Consider the following 20,045-nt stretch of genomic DNA (forward strand, 5'->3'; position numbering starts at 1 on the left):
CGCGCCCCTTTACCCTGCAAGCGTTCCGGGCTCTCTCTGTCGATGATTCTATCTCGCTCTTCAAATACTTTCTGCCGGCGGGCCGCTCCCCCACCTCCTGCAGATAAGGTTCATATCTTGCGCCGCCAACCCACCATCGAGCACCATGCCCTACTCGGTCGTGACGGGGGATCTCTTCTCGGCCCACGACGCGCCTGGCCACCCCGAGTCGCAGGCCCGCCTCGACGCCGCCCTCGCGGGGGTGCCGGCCGATGCCCGTCGCATCGCCCCGGAGCGGGCGACGGTCGACGATCTGGCGCTGGTGCACACAGAGCGGCATATCGAAGGAGTCCGCTCGTTCTGCCGGGAGTGTCCGCCCGGCCGCGCCCGCTACCTCGATCCCGATACCTACGTCACGGCCGGTTCGTTCGATGCGGCGCTGTATGCGACCGGAGCCGCATGGCAGGCGGTGGAACGGGCTCTCGACGGCGAGCACTCTTTCGCTCTCGTCCGCCCGCCGGGGCACCATGCCGCACCCGACCGGGCGATGGGGTTCTGTCTCTTCAACAACGTTGCCGTGGCAACCGCGAAAGCACTGTTATCGATCGGCCGGGTGGCGGTCGTGGACTGGGACCTGCACCACGGGAACGGCACAGAGGAGGCGTTCTACACCTCTGATCGGGTGTTCTACTGTTCGGTTCACCAGGCGGGGATCTTCCCCGGTACCGGATGGCCGGAAGAGCGGGGAGCCGGTCCGGGTGCGGGGTATACCGTCAACGTGCCCCTTGTATCAGGTTCGACCGGCGCCGACTACGCGCTCGTCTTTAGCCGGGTCTTCGTCCCGATGCTCCGGTGGTTCGAACCGGACGTCGTGGTGGTCTCGGCAGGCCAGGACGCGCTCTTCGACGACCCGCTCGGTTCCCTCCTTCTTTTGCCCGAAGACTTCGGGGCGCTGGCGGGGATGCTCGTGGACGCGACCCCTGCACCTCTCGCCCTCGTGCTCGAAGGGGGTTACGGCCGGTCGCATGCAGGGGCGATCGGGGCGATCGTTGCCGCCCTTGACGGCGCCCGCTTCAATCCCGCGGGCGGCGGGGCGAAGGCGAGCACCCGGCACCTCGTGGAGGCGTATGCCGGCCGCCGGCATGCCGTCCCGCTCTGACGTCGATCAGGTTCATCTCCTCCCGGGTCGATCGGATGACTATGAACTGCATCGCCGATCATATCCTGATTGTAACGGGTGCTCTCCTCCTCATCGCCCTTGCCGCCGCACCGGCGGTCTCCGCCGTTTTGGTGTACCCGGGAAGTGAGTTAGCGCTCACGGGGACGAGCACGGGGAGCGATACCGTCTACCTCTTCGTGACCGGCCCGAACCTCCCGCCCGCCGGCGGACGGCTTGACAATCCTCACACGGCCGTCCGCTCGGGCGATCCGGGGAGTTTCACAAGGGTGACGGTCGGTAGCGACGACCGCTGGACCTACCGCTGGAGGACGGGCGAGGCCGGGCTCGACCCCGGGACGTACACTGTTTACGCCGTGGAAGCGCCTGTCGACCGCCGGAACCTCGCCGGCCACGGCTACATGACCATCCCCGTCACCCTCGGGTCTCCACCGGGAACCACGGTTACGGGAACCGCCGTGCCCGCCACCCCGCCCGTGGAGACGGCGACCCCGACGGCGACGGTGCCGGTGACGGCGCCCGCTCCTGAGCCGACGACAGCGGCGCCTCCCCTCGCCGCCCTCATGACGGCCGGTGCGGCGGTTGCTGCGGCGATCCTGCGGCGCTGACCCGCACGGGAGAGGGTTTCCACTCCCATAAATATATATTCACAGATGTACTATTATGTACAACGATGTTTAGCGTGGTCGGGTCATCCGGTCTCCGTCCCGCTGCACATACCCTGTCAATCGCTCGTAGAACCCTAGTAGTATGAGATTGATACCATGAAATCAAGAGATATTGCAATCGTCGGCATACTCCTTGCCATAGGAGCCATCATCAGGTACATGTCCCTCCTGATCCCCGGCCCCATCGTATCGAACCTCGTGATCGCCTTCTACTGCCTCGCCATCATCCTCATCGCGCCCACGTTCCGTGAGGCGCTCGGGATCGGCGTCGTGGCCGGCGTCGTCTGTGCGCTTCTCAGCCACTCGATCTTCCCGCCCGCAAACCTCATCAGCGAACCCATCGGTGCGGTCGCCTGTCTCGGGGTTTACCTGGTGCTGAGAGACCGGTTCGTCCTCGCCCCGGCGGTAACGACGCTTCTCGCCACGTTCGCGAGCGGGTTCTCGTTCATCCTCATCTCCATCCTCGCCGTTGCCCCGACGGTTCTTGACAAGTTCGGAACCCTCGAGGCGTTCCTCGCGGTCACCGTGCCGATCGTCCTGATCACGGCGGGGGTCAACGCCGCCGTCGCCCAGGCGCTCGAGATGCCGGCATCGCGGGCACTGATGCGGGGGGCCCGAGAGAAGGCCCCGGGACGGGATTCGAGGCCGGTCGATGAGTCCTGAGACCGGGGGAGAGATCGCCCTCTCCCTCCGGGGGGTCTCCTACACCTACCCCGGCTCGGAGACGCCGGCGCTTGATAGGATCAGCCTCGAAATAGGGAGAGGGGAGATCGTCTTCGTCACCGGCCCTACCGGGGCGGGCAAGACGACGCTCTGCCTTGCGGCGTCCGGCATCCTCCACCACGAGTACGGCGGCACGCTCGATGGCGCGATCGCCATCCTCGGAAAGAGCGTCCGGGACTACCAGAACATGGGCGAGATCGGGCGGCACGTCGGGGTGGTCTTCGACGACGCCGATGCCCAACTCATCTTCACGACCGTCGAGGAGGAGGTCGCGTCCGGCCTCGAGAACCTCGGCCTCTCCCGGGAGGAGATGCAGCGGCGGCTCCGCGAGGTGATGGAGGCGACCGGGATCGCCGATCTTGCGGACCGTGCCCCGCACACCCTCTCCGGGGGGCAGAAGCAGCGGGTCGCCATCGCCGCAACCATCGCTCTCGGCACGAAGATCCTGATCCTCGACGAACCCACCGCCGAACTGGACACGGAAGCGACCGGTGCGGTATCCGCCCTTCTCCGGCGGCTCTCCGGCGAAGGTACCGCCGTGCTCATCGTCGAGCAGAAACTCGGCGACCTAGCCGCCATCGCGGACAGGATGGTCGTCGTCGAAGGCGGAGCGATCGTCAGGGAGGTCCTTCCCGAGCAGATGGCGGAGGACGCCTGCCTGCAGCACCCGGCAGGCGACGGCGCCCGGCCTCCCGCACCGGCGGCAGCCCCCCCGGGGGCGCCACCCGTCATATCCGTCCGGGGGCTCGTCCACCGCTACGACGGGGTTGTGGCCGTCCGGGACCTCGACCTCGAGGTCGCTTCCGGAGAGATCGTCGCCGTGGTCGGGGAGAACGGATCCGGGAAGACGACGCTCGTCAAGCACTTCAACGGGCTGCTCCGTCCGACCGAAGGCAGCGTCACCGTCGACGGACTCGACGCCGCAACCGTCCCGATAGCGGAACTCGCGCGCCACGTGGGCCTCGTCTTCCAGAACCCGGACACCATGCTCTTTGCGGAGACTGTGGCGGAGGAGGTGGCGTTCGGGCTCAGGAACATCGACCCCGGCGCTTCGGAAGAGCCGGTCGACGCGGCCCTTCGCGAGGTCGGTCTCATCCACCGGAAGACGGCCTACCCGCGTTCGCTCTCGCGGGGCGAGCGGCAGCGTCTGGCCATCGCCTGCGTCATCGCCATGAAACCGAACGTGATCGTGCTCGACGAGCCCACGACCGGGCTTGATACCCGCGAATCGGGAAGGGTCATGGAGATCCTCGGCCGCCTGCGGCAGGACGGCCACACGATCATCATGGTGACGCACGATATGCGTCTTGGAGAGGAGTATGCGGACCGCACCGTCCGGATGGAGCAGGGAAGAATCATCCATGACAGCGGAATTTACGAGGAGGAACCATGTCCGAAATCATGCAGTACGTCACCCGGGAGAGCGCCTTTCACCGCCTCCACCCGCTCACCAAACTGATCTTTGCGGTCGTCGTCGTGGCCCTTGCGGTGCTGACGAGCGATACCGTGATGCTCACGGCTCTTGCCGGGGCGGTCGTGGCCATAGCGATCGTGAGCGGGCTCGCCCGCGATCTCCTCCGGCAGGTTCCGCTGCTCATCTCGCTCGCGGCGAGCCTGCTCGCCCTCACCGTTCTCACCATCAGGAGCGGGGAGATCGTCTGTTACCTGGTTCCGCAGTCGATCCCGGTCATCGGCGGGGCGCTCCCCGTCACGGCGGGGGCGATCGACCTTGCACTCGCGATGTCGCTTCGGTTCGCCGCGATGCTCTTTGCGTTCCAGCTCCTGGTCATATCGACCCAGCCGCGCGACCTCGTCCACGTCATGGACCGTCTCAGGATGCCGGTCGACTACACCCTCATGTTCCTGATCGCGCTCCGGTTCATCCCGAGCCTGCAGCTCGAGGGGAAGCGGATCCACGAGGCGCAGCTTGCCCGCGCCTACAACCCGGGGAACGGCCTTGCCGGGAAGATACGGGGGCTCTTCCCCATCATTATCCCCCTGGTCTCGAACTCGCTCGGGAAGGCCACGATCCTCGGGCTGACGATCGATCTGCGTGGATACCGTTCCGGCAGGCGGACGCCGATGCGCGACCTCTCATTGGGCCGCGCCGACGTCGCCGGGATCTGCTGCATGGGCGTTGTGGTCGCAGGGTATTTGGCCGTGCTGCTCGTATAGCCTGGTATGTGCGGCGGTTCACCTCCGGCGGCGTTCGAGTTCTACATCGGCGGGAGCGCCGGGCCGTCCCTCTATGTCAGGCTCGCGGACGGCCGGCTCCTCTACGAGTGGGCGAGTGCCGGCGGCTACTCCGGGGTGGTGACGGAGGCGTCGCCGGCACCGGAGGAATGGGGGCGGTTCCGGGAGGCTGTCGACCGGCTCGGTGTCCGGGAGTGGGAGCAGGAGTACGTCTCCGCACACTCCTGCTGCGACGTCACCTACTGGCACCTGCGGATGGAGATGGACGGGTGGAATACCGTCGTCCGGGGTGCAAACGCCTACCCGGGTTCGGATGGCCCGGAGATCTCGAAGCAGTTTTGGGAGTTCCTCGCGGCGGTGAAGCACCTGATCGGCCGCGAACCGTGATTGTTCAGGGAGAAAGCCCTTTCAGGTGTTCGAGGCTTCGTTCGTAGTCCTGAAACGTGTTCGGCTCGACGACTTTCGTGACGCCCGGCGGGAGGGCCGCCATCACGCGGCAAAGATCGATGTTGCCGTCGCCGCAGGCCAGGTGGTCGTCCCGGCTTCCGCGGTTGTCGTGCAGGTGGACGTGGATTGCTGTTCCCTGTTCAAGAAAAGATGCCAGGTTGCCGTTTGTGTGGGCGTGCCCCACGTCGAGGGCGAAGCCGAGGTTCCGGTTGGCAAGGCGGTCGAGGAACTCCGGCGACCTGAAGAAGCAGATCTCCCATGCCCCCATGTTCTCGACGGCGAACCGGACGTTCACCTCCTGCTGAACGGCGGCGAGGTCGTCAAGCGACCGGTCGAGAGCAGCCTGCGCAACCACCCGCATCTCTTCTCCCCAGACGTGCCCCGGGTGGACGACCAGCCGTTCGGCGCCGATCCGGTCGCAGACCGCTGCGAGATCCAAAAGAACCCTGACGGCCGCTCTTCGAAGGCGCTCATTCTCGGACGCGATGTTGATATCGGCGACCGGGGCGTGGACGGTGTAGCGGAGATCGAACGAACGGCAGACCTCTTCGAACCGGAAAAGATTGTGGGGGCCGTCGGAGAGGATCTCCGCGAGGTTCGTACGGCTGGAGATGAGACCAAGCGCCTCCTCGAGCGTCCGGTCCATCAGGCAGCAGGTGGAGCAGCCGATCTCGTTCACGTTCCGGCCTACCTCTTCTGCAGGAGCAGGACGGCTGCGGATAATGCGCAGATGAGCGTGATCGCGCCGAACCCCGGTGATTGAACCGTCCCGGTCGGCTTCGGCGTGCCCGTCCCGGTGGTTTCCGGATGGAGGTGGCCCGCCACTTCTTCAAGCGCATCCACGATCCGCGGGCTCCCCCGGCTGACGACGTCGGCGTCGATGACGTAGACGCGGTCGTTCCTGACCGCATCGAGCCTCTGCAGGCGGGGCTCGTTGATGATGTAGTTGTAGATGGCGTCGTAGCCGTCCCGGTCCATCCCGCTGCCCGAACTGACCAGGATGTAGTCGGGATTCGTGGTGATGAACGCCTCGAGGCTGACGATGCTCCAGCCGTCGACCGGGCCGAACGCATTGGTTCCGCCGGCAATCGTGATCACCTCGTTCTGGAACGTTCCCTGCCCGCAGACCCAGAGCGGGTCGTGCCAGATGACGTGGGCGACGGACGGTTGTTCGGTCCGGCTCTCGGCCACCTCTCCGGCAACAACTCCCATGCGTGCCCGGAGTTCTTCGATGAGTCTCGAAGCCTCTTCTTCCTGCCCGGTTGCCCTTCCGGCAAGTTCGATGTCGTGCAGGACACCGTCGATCGTCTGCGGGTCGAGGGTGACGACGGTCATCCCGAGCGATCGCAGGCGGTCGATGACTTCGTCGGTGTTGGCGGGCGCGGCGAAGATCAGGTCGGGCTCCATAGCGATCACTTTCTCGATGTTGACGGTGCTAAAACCGCCTACCTTCGGCTTATCGGCTGTTGCCGGCGGATAGTCGCAGCGTTCGGTGACGGCGACGATGCGGTCATCAAGCCCGAGGGCATACAGGATCTCGGTATTGGAAGGCGCGAGCGAGACGATTCTCTGCGGTGCTCCCCGGATGAGGACGGTCTTCCCGGAGTCGTCGGTCACCGCCACGGATCGTTCGCCGCCGTCCGCCGTTGCGAGCGGTTCTTCGAGAGGCACGGGTGTCGCACCGGCCGTCCCGGCGAGCAGGAGCAGCACGACAAGCGATGCAAGAGAGTGTATCAGGCGCGTGGTTTGCATTACTATAGTACACTTGCGTTGAGGTAATAATAACTTACAAATCGTGATCACGCTATGGCACTGAAGCGCCTGCCGATCGTGTGTTTCCCGTTCCCAAAACGATCCGGCGCATACCGGCGGGTTTGATGGCCGCAGGGTGCGGTCTGGGGTTCAATCGCGATCGGAGCCGTCCCGCGAGAGGCGGGCAAGAAGTTCCTCCGCCCCCTCGACCCGGAGCGCCCCGCGCGCCTCCAGGTTCGCCAGCACCGCACCGGCTTCGCCCCCGGTGCAGTCTTCCATCCGGGTGGTATGGTCTCTTGCGTAGAAGACTACGGACTTTGCCGGATAGTCGAGCAGCACCCGGAGGTTGTCGAGGTTCCCCCTGCCGATCGGCATCGCCGTAACGATGACGGCGTCCGCGCTGTCCAGGCACTTCCTGAGGCCCGAGAGCGATTCCGGGGTGATGCCGTGAAACGGGGGCTCTACGACGCAGGGAAGGCCGAGGTGCATGGCCGTCCCGTAGTCGGTGTCGAGGACGTTTAAGACGCCGCAGGTGACCGTGAAACCCGCGGCGTGGAGCAGGTGGAGGATGTCGGAGCCCGTTCCCCCGCCGCAGACGACGTGCACCCGCCGGTTCGCTCCCGCACTCGACTGGTGCATGTATACCGGCAGGACGTACGGTTTTCCCGTAAGCGGGTGCGGTTTGACGAGCATCTCCATCCCGAAGATCTCGCGGATGTTTTCACGGGTCAGGACCGCCCCGGGTGCTCCTGCGGCGTAGACCTTCCGGTCTTTGAGAAGCAGGAGCCGGTCGCAGTAGTATGCGGCCAGGTTCAGGTCGTGAAAGACGCTTACGACCGTGATCTCACCCGCGAGGTCCCTGATGATGTTGAGGATCTCGACCTGGTGGCTGACGTCGAGGTTCGAGGTTGCTTCGTCGAGCAGCAGGATCGTCGGTTCCTGCGCGAGCGCCCGCGCTATGAGCACGCGCTGGCGTTCCCCGCCGCTGATGTCGTGCACCGAGGCCCCGGCGAGAGCTGCGACGTTTGCAAGGTGCATGGCGTGGTCGCAGATCTTCACATCCCGGGCCGTCTCGGAGGCAAACCTTCCGATGTAGGGGTGCCTGCCCATCATGACGACGTCGCGCACCGTGTAGTCGAAGCCGATCGAGATGTCCTGCGGAACGACCGCAACCCGGCGCGCAAGTTCGCGGTGCCCGAGCGAGTCGAGATCCCGGTCGTCAAGCAGGATCTCCCCGTTATCCCGGGCGACGACCCGGCTCATCGCTTTCAAAAGCGTCGTCTTTCCCGATCCGTTCGGCCCGACGATACCGAGGATCTCGCCTGCGTCCGCGTGGAACGTGATGGCTTCGAGGATCTTCTTTGCGCCGTAGGAGACGTCGATATCGATGATTTCAATCGGTTTCATGCTTTCATCCGGCTCCGGAGGAGGTATATGAAGAACGGTGCGCCGAAGCAGGCGGTCAGGATACCGACCGGCATGTCGCTCGTGAAGGTTCGCGTGAGCGCATCCGCCCATACGAGGAGGATGGCGCCTGCAAGTGCGGCCGCGGGAAAGAGGAAACGGTGGTCGGGGCCGACGATCAGCCGCATCACGTGCGGAGTGATCAGGCCGATGAACCCGATTGAGCCGGCTACCGCAACGGCTATTCCCGTCACGAAGGCGCTCAGTGCGAGGAGGATCTGTTTCGCCCGCTCGACGTTCACCCCGAGGTGGGTTGCGTCCTCTTCGTTCAGGGCGAGGATGTTGAGGTCGCGTGCGAAGAGATAGATCCCTGCGGCTCCGATCAGGATGAGAAGGGCGACGATGACGTCGTTCCACGATATGTTCCAGAATCCTCCCATCAGCCAGAACATGATCTGGTGCAGGCTCCGTCCTGCGGTATACATGAGGAAGGAGAGGAGTGCCGACAGGAGCGTCGCGAGGGCGACACCGGAGAGCAGGAGCGTCTCGACCGGGATCTTGCCCCCTCTGCGGGCGATGAAGTATACGGTAAACGTTGCGATCATCGCCCCGGCGAATGCAAGCACGGTGCGTCCCGTACCGGCAAAGAGGACGATTGCGAGGGTAGCCCCGAGCGCCCCGCCCGACGACGTGCCGATGATGTAGGGGTCGGCCATGGGGTTTCGGAACAGCGCCTGCATGGCCGTGCCTGCCACGGCAAGCCCGCACCCTACCAGCGCCGCGGCGATCACCCTCGGCAGCCGGATCTCCCAGAGGATCATCCAGGCGTTGTCCGAGGTAAGCAGCGACCCCAGGGCAAGCCCGCTCGGTCCGAGAGCGACCGCGGAGGCCATGCTGATGAGGAGCGCGCAGATGAGTGTTGCGATGATGATCGGTGCCGTTCTCCGCATAGGTGTGTCATAAAATTAAGTTTACTTTGTTAAAATCTATTTGGATTGTCTGCATGGGTTCTCTTGATACCTGGTGTATGCACGAGTTCGTTTCCTCTAACTGCATGGAGCAAACCTCATTGCCCTGGATAACCAAGAGATCAGGCATATGGGCAATCTGAATGTTGCCGTGCTGGGACCCGTCGGTTACGCAAAAGACCTCGGGAAAAAAGGCACGGAATCCGATATCACCTTTTATAACCTGAAGAAGGGCGAGGACACCGTCACCGTCATCGAGCCTACCCGGTATCCCGAACGGCTGGCGCCGCTCTTCTACGCCGCATCGATGGCGGATGCGGCTCTCGTCGTGGTGAGCGAGATCACGCCGATGCTCGGGGAGTGGGTGTTGATGCTCAATGAGGCGGGGGTGGAGCGGGGCTACATTGTCCTCCGAAACTACCTGACCCCGGAAGACGTCGCGCCGCTCCTGCGCGGGACGGTGCTCGAGCATTACGCGTTCGTGGACACCGACCCGATCGCGCTGCGCGATCTCCTGCTTGGCGAGGCGCATACCCGCTCCTCCGTCCCGTCCGCCGCCGGTGTTGTGGGAACCATCCCCATCGACCACCACTTCAACGTCCGCGGCATCGGGACGGTCATCCTCGGCGGCGTGGTGCGGGGCGGCATCAGGAAGCACGACACCCTGAAGGTCTACCCCGGGGAGCAGGCGATCACGGTGCGCTCTATCCAGAAGCACGACGACGACTTCGACTGGGCCGCCGAGGGCGACCGCGTGGGGCTTGCGCTCAAGAACATCGAGTCCGACGACCTCGACCGCGGGTTCGTCCTCTCCAATGACCCCGCAATCCGGCTGGGTGCGAAGGTTGAGGCACGGGCGACCCTGGTCAGGTACTGGCCGGCGCCGCTCACGGCAGGGACGGTGCTCCACCTCGGCCACTGGATGCAGTTCATCCCGGCGCGGGTGGAGGCGGTGCGGGACGACGGGGACTGGCGGCAACCGACGCTGACGCTCGTGCTCGAGCGGGATCTCGTCTACCTCCCGGGCGACGCGGCGGTGCTCCACTACCTCGAGGGCGGGAAACTCCGGATCGCCGGGCATATCGAGCTCGCGTGAGCGGCCGGCGCGGGGAGCCCTTCGCCTTCCGGCAGGCACAATCTTTTTTTCGGGCGTTTTCGGTAAACACCTCTGATGCCCGCATTTCCGGGGTGCACCTGATCTCCGCCGCCGCTCCTGGGTTCGCGAGTCAGGAGATCTGCGGTTCCCGCTGAAGGGATGCGACGTTCCGGGAGAGACTGGACGTAAGGACGGCGTAAAAAAAGTAGGGTTTAGATGAGCCTGAAGAGCGGGTGGGTGTCCACCTGGGGCTCGATGCCGAAGTCGCGTGCCGCTTCCAGCACGACGATGTCGGTGTAGGCCTGTGCGGTGATCATCGCCTCGACGTTCTCGATCGGGCCGTACATGATCAGGTCGGCACCGAGGGTGCTTGCAATCATGTTGCAGCCGATATCGGGCGCAGACCAGGCCGCCTGGCGCAGACCGTCCGTACCACCGAGGTAGTGGTGCAGGAGCTGCTCAACGAGTCCTTCTTTGCCCTCGAGACCGGCAAGCTGCTGTGAGGGAGTCTTCTTCGTTCCCTTCCAGCGCTTCAGCCAGGTCCAGGAGACGGTCATGTTGTGGTAGGCACCGCCGGTCGGCAGGCCGTGGATCGCCTTGCAGGCGAGAATCTCACGGTACGAACCGCCGGAACCGAGACCGAGCGGGGTTGCCGCGGTGTCGAGGATCGGGCGGGTGATGCCGCACTTCTCCGCGATCTCGAGCATACCCATCTCCTGTCCCGCGACGCCGCCCTCGGTCAGGACCTTCTCGCGGCCGGCAACCGACGGGTCGCCGGGGTTGAAGGCAAGGACGATTGCTGCGTTCACGTCGCTCTTTGCCAGCGCCTCGATGTTCTCGGGCAGGATCGAGCCGTTGATCGAGTTGTAGATCGCACGGTCCGCAATGCCGGCCTGGGTGACGTACTCGCACGCGTGGGCGAGCGCCGCCGGGACGGACGAGTCCATCAGGAACGCGGTCTTGTCATCGATGCTGCAGAACCAGTCGATGTAACTCTCGAAGGCCTCGCCGAACTCCCCGATGATCTGGATGAAGTGCGGAATGCCGGTGATATCCGAGAGTTCCTGGCAGCGGTTCCAGAGCGCCTCTGCCTTTTCCTTGTCAATCTTTCCAGTGTGGTCATCCAGTACAACTTCGTGCTTGTTGTAGAAGATGGATGCACCGAGCACGGTCGGGTATTCTCCAGGCTGCCCGCCGATTTTGGTACCGTTGAAGTCGTGTACCGTCTGCTCTTTTTCGAATTTGAACATATTCGTCAATCCTCCTTACAGATACCCAATCAATTTGGGCAGTAATACCAACAACATCATGAATACAATCAAACCTGCGACCAGTCCGTACAGGATGCCGATATCGCGCCCGATCTTTCTTCCAACACGCTGGGCGATCTCGGCATCGACGAACTCGATCCGCTCCTCAATGGCGTTGAGCCGTTCCTCGATCTCAAGGAACTGCGGGTTTGCACCTGCAACGGCGACTTCCGCCGCACCGCCTGCTTCCTTGACCTCGACGATCATGGGTTCCGCGCCGAAGGCACCTGGGTCTCTGGCCTTGAGCTCGTCGATCTTGGCCTTGATGGCACCCATGTCCTCGCTTTCCATGATGTTGACGATCTCGATCTGTTCCTGGAAGCGGCTGATCGCATCGTCGGAGAGGTTCTCGATGAACGGGATTGCTCCCTGGGCGCCGACAATCTTTCCGCCGGAGACTCCGCCTTCGTGCAGGGCAATGAAGCTCTGCCCGGACAGATGTCCCTTGACCTCCGTACCGCAGCAGAGGATGAACCTGATGTTGGGGTTGGAGATGACGTTCGCGATGATCTTCTCAAGGCCGAGATTCTCGGTCTTGCAGGACCCGGCGATTGCCGCTCCGGCATCGCAGATGCCCTGCTCGTCGAGGTGGGATCCCATGGTGACGACGCCGACGCAACTCTGTGCATCTCCCGTGTGGAAGTCGCCCTGAACAATCGGCCATCCGCTGGCCGGTGATTTCTTTTCAACCATGTTAGATCGCCCCCAGCAGCAGTGCCGGAATCACAATCAGAAGCACGGCTACGATGAGCCCAATCGCGAATCCGAGGATCCCCATGCCCATGATGCCCGACTCAAGTTTGGTCGTGCGGGCAAGGATCTGTGCCTTGTACCGGATGGAGTCCATCATTCTGTTGATCGAGGTCATCCGGATGGGGCCTGCCTGTGTAACTTCTTCTGCCATTTATCTCACCCCAGCAAGATGAACCCCAGAATCACGAACGAGACGATCAGGCCGATCATGAGACCCTCGATCTTGCCCGAGTAGACACCGGCGGCAAACTTGTTGCGATAGCCTATGTCGGTGACCATCCGCTCGATGACTTTCATCCGTGCGTGTACCAGTGCCAGTTCGCCGGAGAGCGGCTGCACTTCACCGGTCGCTTCCTCTGCCGCACCGCCTGCTTCCTTAACCTCGACGATCATGGGTTCCGCGCCGAAGGCACCTGGGTCTCTGGCCTTGAGCTCGTCGATCTTGGCCTTGATGGCACCCATGTCCTCGCTTTCCATGATGTTGACGATCTCGATCTGTTCCTGGAAGCGGCTGATCGCATCGTCGGAGAGGTTCTCGATGAACGGGATTGCTCCCTGGGCGCCGACAATCTTTCCGCCGGAGACTCCGCCTTCGTGCAGGGCAATGAAGCTCTGCCCGGACAGATGTCCCTTGACCTCCGTACCGCAGCAGAGGATGAACCTGATGTTGGGGTTGGAGATGACGTTCGCGATGATCTTCTCAAGGCCGAGATTCTCGGTCTTGCAGGACCCGGCGATTGCCGCTCCGGCATCGCAGATGCCCTGCTCGTCGAGGTGGGATCCCATGGTGACGACGCCGACGCAACTCTGTGCATCTCCCGTGTGGAAGTCGCCCTGAACAATCGGCCATCCGCTGGCCGGTGATTTCTTTTCAACCATGTTCTTCTTCACCTCACAGCAGTCCTAATACGACGACACCGGCAACCAGAAGGCCGATTGCCATGCCGTACCAGAATGCGGTCACGCCTCCGGCGACGTTGAGAACACCTTCCCTGTTCGGGAACGATGCCAGGAAGTTGCCCTCTCCGGAGAGCATGCCGACCAGGTCGTCGGTAATCTTCTCAAGTTCCGTCACCTGCTCGAGCACGGGGGTGTACGAGACACCGGCGGTGGTGACAATGCCGACCATCGGGTCGACGACCAGGCCGAACTCGGGCAGTACCTGAACGTATGCCATTTAGGCACCTCCCTTGGGCTCCATAATGGGCTGAGCGTCGAGCCATGCGTAGGCGTCACGCTTCGAGAGCGCGATGTACTTCGTGTAGGTGTAGAGCCACCCGATGATGGAGATCACCAGTGCGACGAGAGCTGGAAGGAGTCCGATGAACGCGAACGAGATGATCGCGACGGTGATCATGGAGAGGAATCCACACTCTGCTGCGAGCGTGAGTGTCCGGTCCTGCTGCTCTCCCGGCCCGAGACAGGCGTTGAAGGAGTGCTGGATGGCGATAGCGCCGAGCATGAAGATCACGGCGATGATGCTGCCGCCGATGACCGAAGTCTCGTAGGTCAGCATGGTGAACCCGAGGAAGGATACCGTGCCGGTGATCATGTTGAGGAACTCGAACGACCCGCAGGCCATGGCCGCGAGGCCGAGCACCGTCATTGCACCGACGATGGCAAGCTCGATCAGCGAGATGACCATGACGGGGATGTCCATCCGGACAACGTGGTTTGCCATCAGCCCGGCGACCGCGCCGATGATTGCGGCGATGATGACCGTCACGATGGGCGCGAGTATGCCGGTCGTGGCTCCGAAGAGCGCGGCGATGACACCGGACCCGAGGGCGATCATACCCGCCGACGGGACACCGGTACCGAGACCGTAACTGCAAAGGTGCTTGATCGTGTCGGTACCCCAGATGAGTGCGGCGACGGCGGCAAGCCCGCCGAAGAACGCGAAGTACTGGGTCTGGAAGTACGTGTTCAGGTATGTCAGGTAAATCAGGACGAGCGATCCCACAAGTCCGAAGATCAGGACCTGGTTGTGCGGGATGCCGCCTGCTCCGACTTCAATTTTCACTGACATTTAGAATACCCCCACCAGTTCGAGCAGCGCAATCGCGAAGAAACCTGCAATGGCGGATGCCACGGCGGCTGCGATGATCGCTCTCGGGAACCGCTTGAACTTGGGGTCGTGCGGCCCTTCGATAGTACCGGTGATGTTGTATGCCGCAAGCACGGCGTTGATCAGGAACATAGCGACCGCGAAGACGCCGGCAAGCGAGATTGCGACGGGCGCGATCTGCTCGACCGTGGCGTCCAGGATTACGGGCAGCTGTGCCTGGTAAACGTCGAGGAGCTCGAGGTAGATGAGCGTGCCGCCGAGACCTCCGAGTGCGCCGCCGATGACGCCGCCGACCCAGGAGATGAACGGGAGGCCGTGCCCCTCGGTACCCTGGCTCTTGTACTCGGGGAAGGTGTCGCCCGTGATCGGGTCCTTGTCGACCTTACCGGATGCTGCCGGGATGCCCATGCCGAAGATGTAGATGACATTGACCATCGTACAGGTGATCGCCATCAACAGTCCGCCGCCGACCGCACCGCCCGCGAGGGCGACTGCGAGTCCGAACGGAGCGGCCCATGCGCCGCCGAAGAGTCCGGCAAGGCCGGCACCGGCCGCGAGCATCGCGACACCGGTCGCGATACCGGGCGACTGTCCCATTGCAGCGGGGGCACCGCCGACCGGGACGAAGTGGACGCCGAATGCGACCAGGACACCGCCGATGATGATGCCGACGAGGGCAAGCACTCCGGCCATCTGTACGAGGTAGTAGGCGAGTCCGAGCGCGACGATGATAAGAACGATGCTGAGGACGATGCCCATTGCCGTTGGGGGCTGGATGCCTCCTGTCTGTTTAGGTCCGCCGAGTGCGCTCATGACGATGCCTCCTCAGGAGCCTCGGGAGCCGTGTACGGGCCGAAGTTCTTCCTTGCCCAGACCTCGATGTAGCGGTCGATGATGGCAAAGATCAGGATAACGACGATACCGACGATGATCGGTCCCCAGATGTTGAGTTCTTCGAAGACCACGGTACGCCAGAGTTCGAAGAAGACGATCAGGCCAAAGCAAATACCCGACGCGGGGCCGCCGAGTTTGGCGCTGAAGAAACCGTTGTCGAGCGAGTTCCGCTGGCCGGCCTCGGCGTAGCGGACGATGTTTCCGGACGCAGAGATCGGAACGCCTGCTCCGAACTTCTGCTCCTGGTACTGCCGCTCCTTTCCGTAGAACGGGTTACCGGTTGCAGATCCAGCCGCACCGAGTGCGATACCCCAGACGAGACCCAGAAGCGGGAGCGGGAAGGGGTGGCCGAGTGCGCTGATCATCAGGTGACACATCGCGACGGTGGTGAAGATTGCTACGAACGCGTGTGCCATGGTCACGGTCGTCATCGATTTCAGAATATCGATATAGACCGGCTGTCCGAACTTGGCGAGACTTGCAGTACGGCCGAGGTATGCGGTAGTCGCATACACGCCCTGCACGAAGACCGCGAGAGCGCTCCCAAGCACGATTGCAAGTATCGGGTTTATCTGCATCGCCATGAATGCCCAAGCAAGGCCTGCACCCAGAGCAACCCATAGGCCGTACGCGGGGGGTTCACCGGCAACTGCCTTGTTGAAGATGCGGTGAATATATCCCATCTGCGGAGCCAGCTGAACCTGCGAGTTCGGGTCACCCTGTGATCCGATATCAGATTCAGTGTCTTCCGCAGCGCCGGCGACGGTTGCAAGAGCACCTGCCAATGCGGTAATGCCGATGCCAAATACGATCTCTTCCATTCAGCATCCTCCTCCGGTGCTCATGGCACCAGAGTATGAGTTCAAAACCTTTTTGGTTCATTTAACAGTTGTTTATGACTTAATTAAAGGTTTCGAAAAGTTGCGCCGTTATCGCAACGAAACGTGAAAAATCGGCCGGAATGTCTTTTTTAGGCATGTAGGGTTACGCTAGATAAAAAAAAGTTGATTTGGGGTTACCGGGCCGGGATGATGAGCGAACGCTCGCCGGCGGGCATGAACTCGCGGATGGCACCCTTCGCGAACTCGCGGCGGGGCTCGGCGAAGTCGAACTTCAGCGCCGGGTCGGCGAAGCAGATCTTCACCCGCGGGTCGAAAGACCACGCGTCGCCGCGCCCGTAGTGGGCACCGCCGACGATTGCAGCGTACTCGCCCTGGTGGCCGACGTTCATCGCGTAGTTCGGGTAGTTCGGGCCACGGACCTCGCCTATCGCGCCCTCGTCTCCACGGATGGAGAGAGTGTTCGCGGAACCGCACTGGTCCTGGAGGTCGTAGCCGAAGAAGCCGAGACGCGACCATCCGTCCTTGTGCAGGAGCATGCAGAGGTACCAGGCGTTCAGGCCGGCGTTGGAGTTTCCGGTTGCGATCGATGAAGAAAGACCGCAGGCGGCGGCAAGCACACCGGCACGCTGGGAACCGCCGAAGTGGTCCTCCATCATGGTCGGGTACTGCTCGTACTGCTCCATGCCGTTCAAGGCGACCTCGGTTGCGATGTCGTTGACGGTATCGTAGGTCGGCTTGACCTTGTCGTCTGCGCTCGGGTTCTTCCAGTCGACCTTGTACTTGTCCTTGATGTAGTCCATACCGTAGTAGGTGAACTCATCGAGGATGTTGTCGGTGTAGGCCGCGGTTGCGTACTGGGTGAATCCGACACCGCCGGACATGTAGGAGCCGAGCCAGATCTGGTCGAACAGCATGGTTCCGGCGCCGACGACCTCAAGGGAGGCCTTCGCGGGGTCGTTCGGGTACTTCCGGTTCGCCTGGACGATATCCGAGAAGAGACCGAATCCGATACCACCGGGCTCGTTCGGGCCACGGGCACGCCGGGCGGGCAGGTGGGACGCCATCTGGATGACGCCTGCGTGCTTCGCGGCGTAGGAGAGGTCGGCGACGGCCGCTTCTCCGGCGCACATACGGTAGGCACCGATGAAGGACATACCGATCTGCATCGCAGACCACCGGGAGGTCGTTCCACCGTCGCAGGTCCGGGAGACCGTGGTCGGGATGTGGATCGCCTGCCAGAGGGACTTTCCTACGGCTGCGGAGAGCGCTTCGGCCTGCTTCGCCGGGAAGAGCTTCTCGACGTCGAGGACGAACTGGGGCTCGAGGTCGTCGGCGAGTTCCTGGTCGCCGGTGAAGACCTTGACGTAACAGTCGTCGACGAGGCCGGGGTGAGTCTCGACCATGTGCTCCTGGACGACGGCCGCGCCGGGCATCGCGTGGTTCAGCACGTGGAGGTACTCGTTGATCGTCTCGGGGGTGACTTCCTTGCCGAGACGCTTCTGCAGGGTCTGGTGGGCGAGGTCCATGTTGACGATGACGGTCCTCCTGATATCGTCCCACATCTGCTGCATCGCAGCGTTGTTGACGAAGTGCAGGTCGTCACCCTCGACGAAGACGCCGGTGCCGGAGACCTCATAGGTCATCAGCTGGCGCTGGCCGAGCGGGATACCGCCCAGGTGGCAGCGTACGGGGTCGTACATGGAGATGCCGCGGTCCATCTCGACGGCACGGCTTGCCTTCACGAACTCCTCCTTGCGGGGAGACTGGTGGTAGCCGTTGAACTTGTAGAATTCGGTCGTCTCGGACTCGACATCCTGGCCCTGGAACTTCTCCTTGAGGGATTTCAGGAACAGCTTCTGGGTTCTCTCAATCTTTGCCATCGTAATCAGGCCTCCTTGGGTAGGAACCCGTATTTCGTCCGCAGCGTGTGGATGCGCTGGACGTACTCGATGTACTCCTTGTCGTCACGGTAGGCACTGCCGCCGAGCGAGTGGAAGATCGTCGTGTGGGCCTTGAGCCACTTCTCGTCGAGCGGCTTGCCGACGGCAACCGCACGGTCGAGGGGCTCGCCGATCTGGTTCTTGACGTAGCGGACGATGCCGTCCTCGCCAAGGACGCTCCTCTGGAGCATATCGAACATCATGCCGTTCTCGGCAAGACGGAGCGAGTGACCGTGCACGGTCGCGCCGCGGATGCCGGTACGGGCCGGGTCGAGGAGTTCGGTCTCGATGAGTTCCTTCGAGTACTTCTCGAGGTCGCGCTCGCGGCACTCGACGATCTGACGGCCGGAGAGCGTACCGGGGTCGATACCGCGGAAGCGGTAGCACTCGGTGTAAGTCCTCTGGTAGGGCTGCGAGGGGGCGAAGAACATCGAGTCCGCAAACTGGATGTAGCGGACGCGGTCGCCGGCCTTGGCACCCTCCGTCGGGGTTACGATCTTCCTGATGGGACAGTCGGGCTCCTGCTGCTCGGCGAGCGGCGGGTGGGCCGTCGGATAGGCGGCTCCCGGCGCCCTGTGGCCGAGGATAAGTACGATGTCCTCATCAGTCACATCACGCATTTTCTCAAGCTTCTGGTTGGGGTCCATCTGCTTGCGCCGGTTTGCGGCGACCTTGGATGTACCCGGTCCGTATTGGGGCTTGTATGCCATGTTTTCTTTCACCTCATTCATGTTGGGCTTTTTAGCACTTTCATAACGGCACGAATGACCTCTGCCAATTTTTCCCTGCCCGGTGTCTGACCCCTTGTCACGCCGCTGACGATATCCATCACGATGCCTTTCGTCTTCGTCCGGTCGGGCGGCGGCATAACCGCTGCGGTCCTGACCCCCTCTTTTGCGAGATCCTCGAAGTCGATCGGAACCTGGGATACGACGATGGCCCTGATGTCTGTGTGCTCAAGGATAAACCGGACTTTCTGCACCACATGGGAGCGAACGTTCCCATGATGCAGGATGGCTACCTTGTGCTGCTCGATCTGGGCGATCTCTTTCTCCGTCAGCCCGAAATAGGCTCCGAGAACGTGACCCGCGACGGGCGAATCCGCCGGAACCCCGCTTCCTGCGTTGAGGACGAGCGTGGTCACGGAGAACTCCGCCCCCTCCCTCCGGAGACCGGAGGTGATGTCGCAGACCGGTTTCGTCACGTGCCTGCGGCCGGGGGACATTCCAATCACGATCACATCCGGGGACCTGGTCTCGGAGATGGTGCCCCGCTGGGCAAGACCGCCTCCTTTTCCCATCCCCATGCTCTCGCGGCAATCGACAACCTGGGTTACTCTTCCGATTGGCATCTCACTTGTTTCCCTGAATGATGACGGGACCGCCTTTCTTCCTGGGATCGACGAGCCCGAGAACTTCTCTGTCGGCGTCAGGTCCGTATTTCGCGTAGTCGGACACCGTCGGGGTGGTCTTCATGAACCGTCCTTTCTGGACGGCGCAGGAGAAGTCCTTGCTGGCAAAGACTTCGTCGACCGCTTCCTCGATGGCCGGGATGTACGACTCGTCCTCGAGTTCCAGGATAACAGCTCCTACCTGTACCTCGAGCTGGACTTCCTGGTCTCCGACACGGATGACCTTGCGGTCCGGGTGGGGGTTGGGTTTCCCCCGCGCCGGGCCGTAGGGAACGGTGGCGGGAAGATTCTGTCCGGTAAGAGACATCCGGAGAATCCCGCCGATCCGAACAAGCCTGTTCAGAAGTTGTTCCACCGTATCGGGTCTGAGGAATCGCGCAGAAACGATTCGAACCTGAGGGTATATGGCTTCGGTCATTA

23 protein-coding genes are annotated in these 20,045 nt (G+C 62.8%); 7 read left to right on the forward strand and 16 right to left on the reverse strand.

The features are described 5' to 3' along the window. The first annotated feature begins 145 nt into the window (after positions 1 to 145). From MEMAR_RS02905 to MEMAR_RS02930, 6 genes are all read left to right on the forward strand, one after another. Positions 146 to 1,138: a histone deacetylase family protein gene (locus MEMAR_RS02905; protein ID WP_011843437.1), complete on the forward strand. Its 993-nt coding sequence runs from the start codon at positions 146 to 148 to the stop codon at positions 1,136 to 1,138. 41 nt (positions 1,139 to 1,179) lie between these two features. After that, positions 1,180 to 1,764 (forward strand): alpha/beta hydrolase family protein, encoded by a 585-nt coding sequence (locus tag MEMAR_RS02910; RefSeq protein WP_143706310.1) that lies wholly within the window; start codon positions 1,180 to 1,182, stop codon positions 1,762 to 1,764. Between the two features lie 156 nt (positions 1,765 to 1,920). Beyond that, positions 1,921 to 2,487, forward strand: coding sequence for a hypothetical protein (locus tag MEMAR_RS02915; protein ID WP_011843439.1), 567 nt, complete (start codon positions 1,921 to 1,923; stop codon positions 2,485 to 2,487). Then, positions 2,477 to 4,006: an ABC transporter ATP-binding protein gene (locus MEMAR_RS02920; RefSeq protein ID WP_011843440.1), complete on the forward strand. Its 1,530-nt coding sequence runs from the start codon at positions 2,477 to 2,479 to the stop codon at positions 4,004 to 4,006. Before MEMAR_RS02915 ends, MEMAR_RS02920 begins: the two co-directional genes overlap by 11 nt. Continuing rightward, positions 3,937 to 4,722 (forward strand): energy-coupling factor transporter transmembrane component T family protein, encoded by a 786-nt coding sequence (locus MEMAR_RS02925; protein WP_011843441.1) that lies wholly within the window; start codon positions 3,937 to 3,939, stop codon positions 4,720 to 4,722. The genes MEMAR_RS02920 and MEMAR_RS02925 overlap by 70 nt, the downstream gene beginning before the upstream one ends. 6 nt (positions 4,723 to 4,728) lie before the next feature. After that, positions 4,729 to 5,127 carry a hypothetical protein gene (locus tag MEMAR_RS02930; RefSeq protein WP_011843442.1) on the forward strand — a complete coding sequence of 133 codons (399 nt, stop codon included), beginning with the start codon at positions 4,729 to 4,731 and terminating at the stop codon, positions 5,125 to 5,127. Positions 5,128 to 5,131: 4 nt separating this feature from the next. Here the strand turns inward: MEMAR_RS02930 and MEMAR_RS02935 are convergent, their stop codons facing one another. The 4 genes from MEMAR_RS02935 to MEMAR_RS02950 form a co-directional block, all read right to left on the reverse strand. Beyond that, on the reverse strand, positions 5,132 to 5,866 hold the full coding sequence (locus MEMAR_RS02935; protein ID WP_011843443.1) for a sugar phosphate isomerase/epimerase family protein: 735 nt from the start codon (positions 5,864 to 5,866) through the stop codon (positions 5,132 to 5,134). Between the two features lie 8 nt (positions 5,867 to 5,874). Next, the gene (locus tag MEMAR_RS02940) at positions 5,875 to 6,939 is read right to left on the reverse strand and encodes an ABC transporter substrate-binding protein (RefSeq protein ID WP_011843444.1); all 1,065 of its coding nucleotides are present in this window, start codon (positions 6,937 to 6,939) and stop codon (positions 5,875 to 5,877) included. 150 nt (positions 6,940 to 7,089) lie between these two features. Further along, positions 7,090 to 8,346, reverse strand: a complete 1,257-nt coding sequence (locus tag MEMAR_RS02945) for an ABC transporter ATP-binding protein (RefSeq protein ID WP_011843445.1) — start codon at positions 8,344 to 8,346, stop codon at positions 7,090 to 7,092. Beyond that, positions 8,343 to 9,293 (reverse strand): FecCD family ABC transporter permease, encoded by a 951-nt coding sequence (locus tag MEMAR_RS02950; RefSeq protein ID WP_011843446.1) that lies wholly within the window; start codon positions 9,291 to 9,293, stop codon positions 8,343 to 8,345. The genes MEMAR_RS02945 and MEMAR_RS02950 overlap by 4 nt, the downstream gene beginning before the upstream one ends. Before the next feature lie 148 nt (positions 9,294 to 9,441). Between MEMAR_RS02950 and MEMAR_RS02955 the strand changes: the two genes are divergently transcribed. Beyond that, positions 9,442 to 10,407, forward strand: coding sequence for an EF-Tu/IF-2/RF-3 family GTPase (locus tag MEMAR_RS02955; RefSeq protein WP_011843447.1), 966 nt, complete (start codon positions 9,442 to 9,444; stop codon positions 10,405 to 10,407). A 212-nt stretch (positions 10,408 to 10,619) separates the two neighbouring features. Here MEMAR_RS02955 and mtrH read toward each other — a convergent pair whose 3' ends face one another. The 12 genes from mtrH to mcrD all read right to left on the reverse strand — a co-directional run bounded on the left by mtrH (position 10,620) and on the right by mcrD (position 20,043). Beyond that, positions 10,620 to 11,657: a tetrahydromethanopterin S-methyltransferase subunit H gene (gene mtrH / locus MEMAR_RS02960; RefSeq protein ID WP_011843448.1), complete on the reverse strand. Its 1,038-nt coding sequence runs from the start codon at positions 11,655 to 11,657 to the stop codon at positions 10,620 to 10,622. 15 nt (positions 11,658 to 11,672) lie between these two features. Beyond that, entirely contained in the window at positions 11,673 to 12,410 is a 738-nt protein-coding gene (gene mtrA, locus MEMAR_RS02965; protein ID WP_011843449.1) for a tetrahydromethanopterin S-methyltransferase subunit A, read from the reverse strand. A gap of 1 nt (position 12,411) precedes the next feature. Continuing rightward, on the reverse strand, positions 12,412 to 12,621 hold the full coding sequence (locus tag MEMAR_RS02970; RefSeq protein WP_011843450.1) for a tetrahydromethanopterin S-methyltransferase subunit F: 210 nt from the start codon (positions 12,619 to 12,621) through the stop codon (positions 12,412 to 12,414). A gap of 5 nt (positions 12,622 to 12,626) precedes the next feature. Next, positions 12,627 to 13,349 carry a tetrahydromethanopterin S-methyltransferase subunit A gene (mtrA, locus tag MEMAR_RS02975; protein ID WP_011843451.1) on the reverse strand — a complete coding sequence of 241 codons (723 nt, stop codon included), beginning with the start codon at positions 13,347 to 13,349 and terminating at the stop codon, positions 12,627 to 12,629. 13 nt (positions 13,350 to 13,362) lie between these two features. Continuing rightward, positions 13,363 to 13,647 (reverse strand): tetrahydromethanopterin S-methyltransferase subunit MtrB, encoded by a 285-nt coding sequence (mtrB, locus tag MEMAR_RS02980; protein ID WP_011843452.1) that lies wholly within the window; start codon positions 13,645 to 13,647, stop codon positions 13,363 to 13,365. After that, positions 13,648 to 14,499 carry a tetrahydromethanopterin S-methyltransferase subunit MtrC gene (gene mtrC, locus MEMAR_RS02985; RefSeq protein WP_011843453.1) on the reverse strand — a complete coding sequence of 284 codons (852 nt, stop codon included), beginning with the start codon at positions 14,497 to 14,499 and terminating at the stop codon, positions 13,648 to 13,650. Next, positions 14,500 to 15,351 (reverse strand): tetrahydromethanopterin S-methyltransferase subunit D, encoded by an 852-nt coding sequence (gene mtrD, locus MEMAR_RS02990; RefSeq protein ID WP_011843454.1) that lies wholly within the window; start codon positions 15,349 to 15,351, stop codon positions 14,500 to 14,502. Then, the gene (gene mtrE, locus MEMAR_RS02995) at positions 15,348 to 16,253 is read right to left on the reverse strand and encodes a tetrahydromethanopterin S-methyltransferase subunit E (protein ID WP_011843455.1); all 906 of its coding nucleotides are present in this window, start codon (positions 16,251 to 16,253) and stop codon (positions 15,348 to 15,350) included. Before mtrE ends, mtrD begins: the two co-directional genes overlap by 4 nt. A gap of 194 nt (positions 16,254 to 16,447) precedes the next feature. Beyond that, positions 16,448 to 18,154 carry a coenzyme-B sulfoethylthiotransferase subunit alpha gene (gene mcrA, locus MEMAR_RS03000; RefSeq protein WP_011843456.1) on the reverse strand — a complete coding sequence of 569 codons (1,707 nt, stop codon included), beginning with the start codon at positions 18,152 to 18,154 and terminating at the stop codon, positions 16,448 to 16,450. Between the two features lie 5 nt (positions 18,155 to 18,159). Then, positions 18,160 to 18,924 carry a coenzyme-B sulfoethylthiotransferase subunit gamma gene (mcrG, locus tag MEMAR_RS03005; RefSeq protein ID WP_011843457.1) on the reverse strand — a complete coding sequence of 255 codons (765 nt, stop codon included), beginning with the start codon at positions 18,922 to 18,924 and terminating at the stop codon, positions 18,160 to 18,162. A 17-nt stretch (positions 18,925 to 18,941) separates the two neighbouring features. Next, a complete protein-coding gene (gene mcrC / locus MEMAR_RS03010; protein ID WP_011843458.1) occupies positions 18,942 to 19,565 on the reverse strand; it encodes a methyl-coenzyme M reductase I operon protein C in 624 nt (207 codons plus the stop codon). A gap of 1 nt (position 19,566) precedes the next feature. Then, entirely contained in the window at positions 19,567 to 20,043 is a 477-nt protein-coding gene (gene mcrD, locus MEMAR_RS03015) for a methyl-coenzyme M reductase operon protein D (RefSeq protein ID WP_011843459.1), read from the reverse strand. Between the last annotated feature and the right edge of the window lie 2 nt (positions 20,044 to 20,045).

The organism is Methanoculleus marisnigri JR1 (assembly GCF_000015825.1).
Classification (GTDB): domain Archaea; phylum Halobacteriota; class Methanomicrobia; order Methanomicrobiales; family Methanoculleaceae; genus Methanoculleus; species Methanoculleus marisnigri.

Excerpts from the sequence above, each read along its gene's own strand:
- MEMAR_RS02905 (WP_011843437.1), top strand. The coding sequence starts at position 146 with ATGCCCTACTCGGTCGTGACGGGGGATCTCTTCTCGGCCCACGACGCG.
- MEMAR_RS02910 (WP_143706310.1), top strand. The coding sequence starts at position 1,180 with ATGAACTGCATCGCCGATCATATCCTGATTGTAACGGGTGCTCTCCTC.
- MEMAR_RS02915 (WP_011843439.1), top strand. The coding sequence starts at position 1,921 with ATGAAATCAAGAGATATTGCAATCGTCGGCATACTCCTTGCCATAGGA.
- MEMAR_RS02920 (WP_011843440.1), top strand. The coding sequence starts at position 2,477 with ATGAGTCCTGAGACCGGGGGAGAGATCGCCCTCTCCCTCCGGGGGGTC.
- MEMAR_RS02925 (WP_011843441.1), top strand. The coding sequence starts at position 3,937 with ATGTCCGAAATCATGCAGTACGTCACCCGGGAGAGCGCCTTTCACCGC.
- MEMAR_RS02930 (WP_011843442.1), top strand. The coding sequence starts at position 4,729 with ATGTGCGGCGGTTCACCTCCGGCGGCGTTCGAGTTCTACATCGGCGGG.
- MEMAR_RS02940 (WP_011843444.1), bottom strand. The coding sequence starts at position 6,939 with ATGCAAACCACGCGCCTGATACACTCTCTTGCATCGCTTGTCGTGCTG.
- MEMAR_RS02945 (WP_011843445.1), bottom strand. The coding sequence starts at position 8,346 with ATGAAACCGATTGAAATCATCGATATCGACGTCTCCTACGGCGCAAAG.
- MEMAR_RS02950 (WP_011843446.1), bottom strand. The coding sequence starts at position 9,293 with ATGCGGAGAACGGCACCGATCATCATCGCAACACTCATCTGCGCGCTC.
- MEMAR_RS02955 (WP_011843447.1), top strand. The coding sequence starts at position 9,442 with ATGGGCAATCTGAATGTTGCCGTGCTGGGACCCGTCGGTTACGCAAAA.
- mtrH (WP_011843448.1), bottom strand. The coding sequence starts at position 11,657 with ATGTTCAAATTCGAAAAAGAGCAGACGGTACACGACTTCAACGGTACC.
- mtrA (WP_011843449.1), bottom strand. The coding sequence starts at position 12,410 with ATGGTTGAAAAGAAATCACCGGCCAGCGGATGGCCGATTGTTCAGGGC.
- MEMAR_RS02970 (WP_011843450.1), bottom strand. The coding sequence starts at position 12,621 with ATGGCAGAAGAAGTTACACAGGCAGGCCCCATCCGGATGACCTCGATC.
- mtrA (WP_011843451.1), bottom strand. The coding sequence starts at position 13,349 with ATGGTTGAAAAGAAATCACCGGCCAGCGGATGGCCGATTGTTCAGGGC.
- mtrB (WP_011843452.1), bottom strand. The coding sequence starts at position 13,647 with ATGGCATACGTTCAGGTACTGCCCGAGTTCGGCCTGGTCGTCGACCCG.
- mtrC (WP_011843453.1), bottom strand. The coding sequence starts at position 14,499 with ATGTCAGTGAAAATTGAAGTCGGAGCAGGCGGCATCCCGCACAACCAG.
- mtrD (WP_011843454.1), bottom strand. The coding sequence starts at position 15,351 with ATGAGCGCACTCGGCGGACCTAAACAGACAGGAGGCATCCAGCCCCCA.
- mtrE (WP_011843455.1), bottom strand. The coding sequence starts at position 16,253 with ATGGAAGAGATCGTATTTGGCATCGGCATTACCGCATTGGCAGGTGCT.
- mcrA (WP_011843456.1), bottom strand. The coding sequence starts at position 18,154 with ATGGCAAAGATTGAGAGAACCCAGAAGCTGTTCCTGAAATCCCTCAAG.
- mcrG (WP_011843457.1), bottom strand. The coding sequence starts at position 18,924 with ATGGCATACAAGCCCCAATACGGACCGGGTACATCCAAGGTCGCCGCA.
- mcrC (WP_011843458.1), bottom strand. The coding sequence starts at position 19,565 with ATGCCAATCGGAAGAGTAACCCAGGTTGTCGATTGCCGCGAGAGCATG.
- mcrD (WP_011843459.1), bottom strand. The coding sequence starts at position 20,043 with ATGACCGAAGCCATATACCCTCAGGTTCGAATCGTTTCTGCGCGATTC.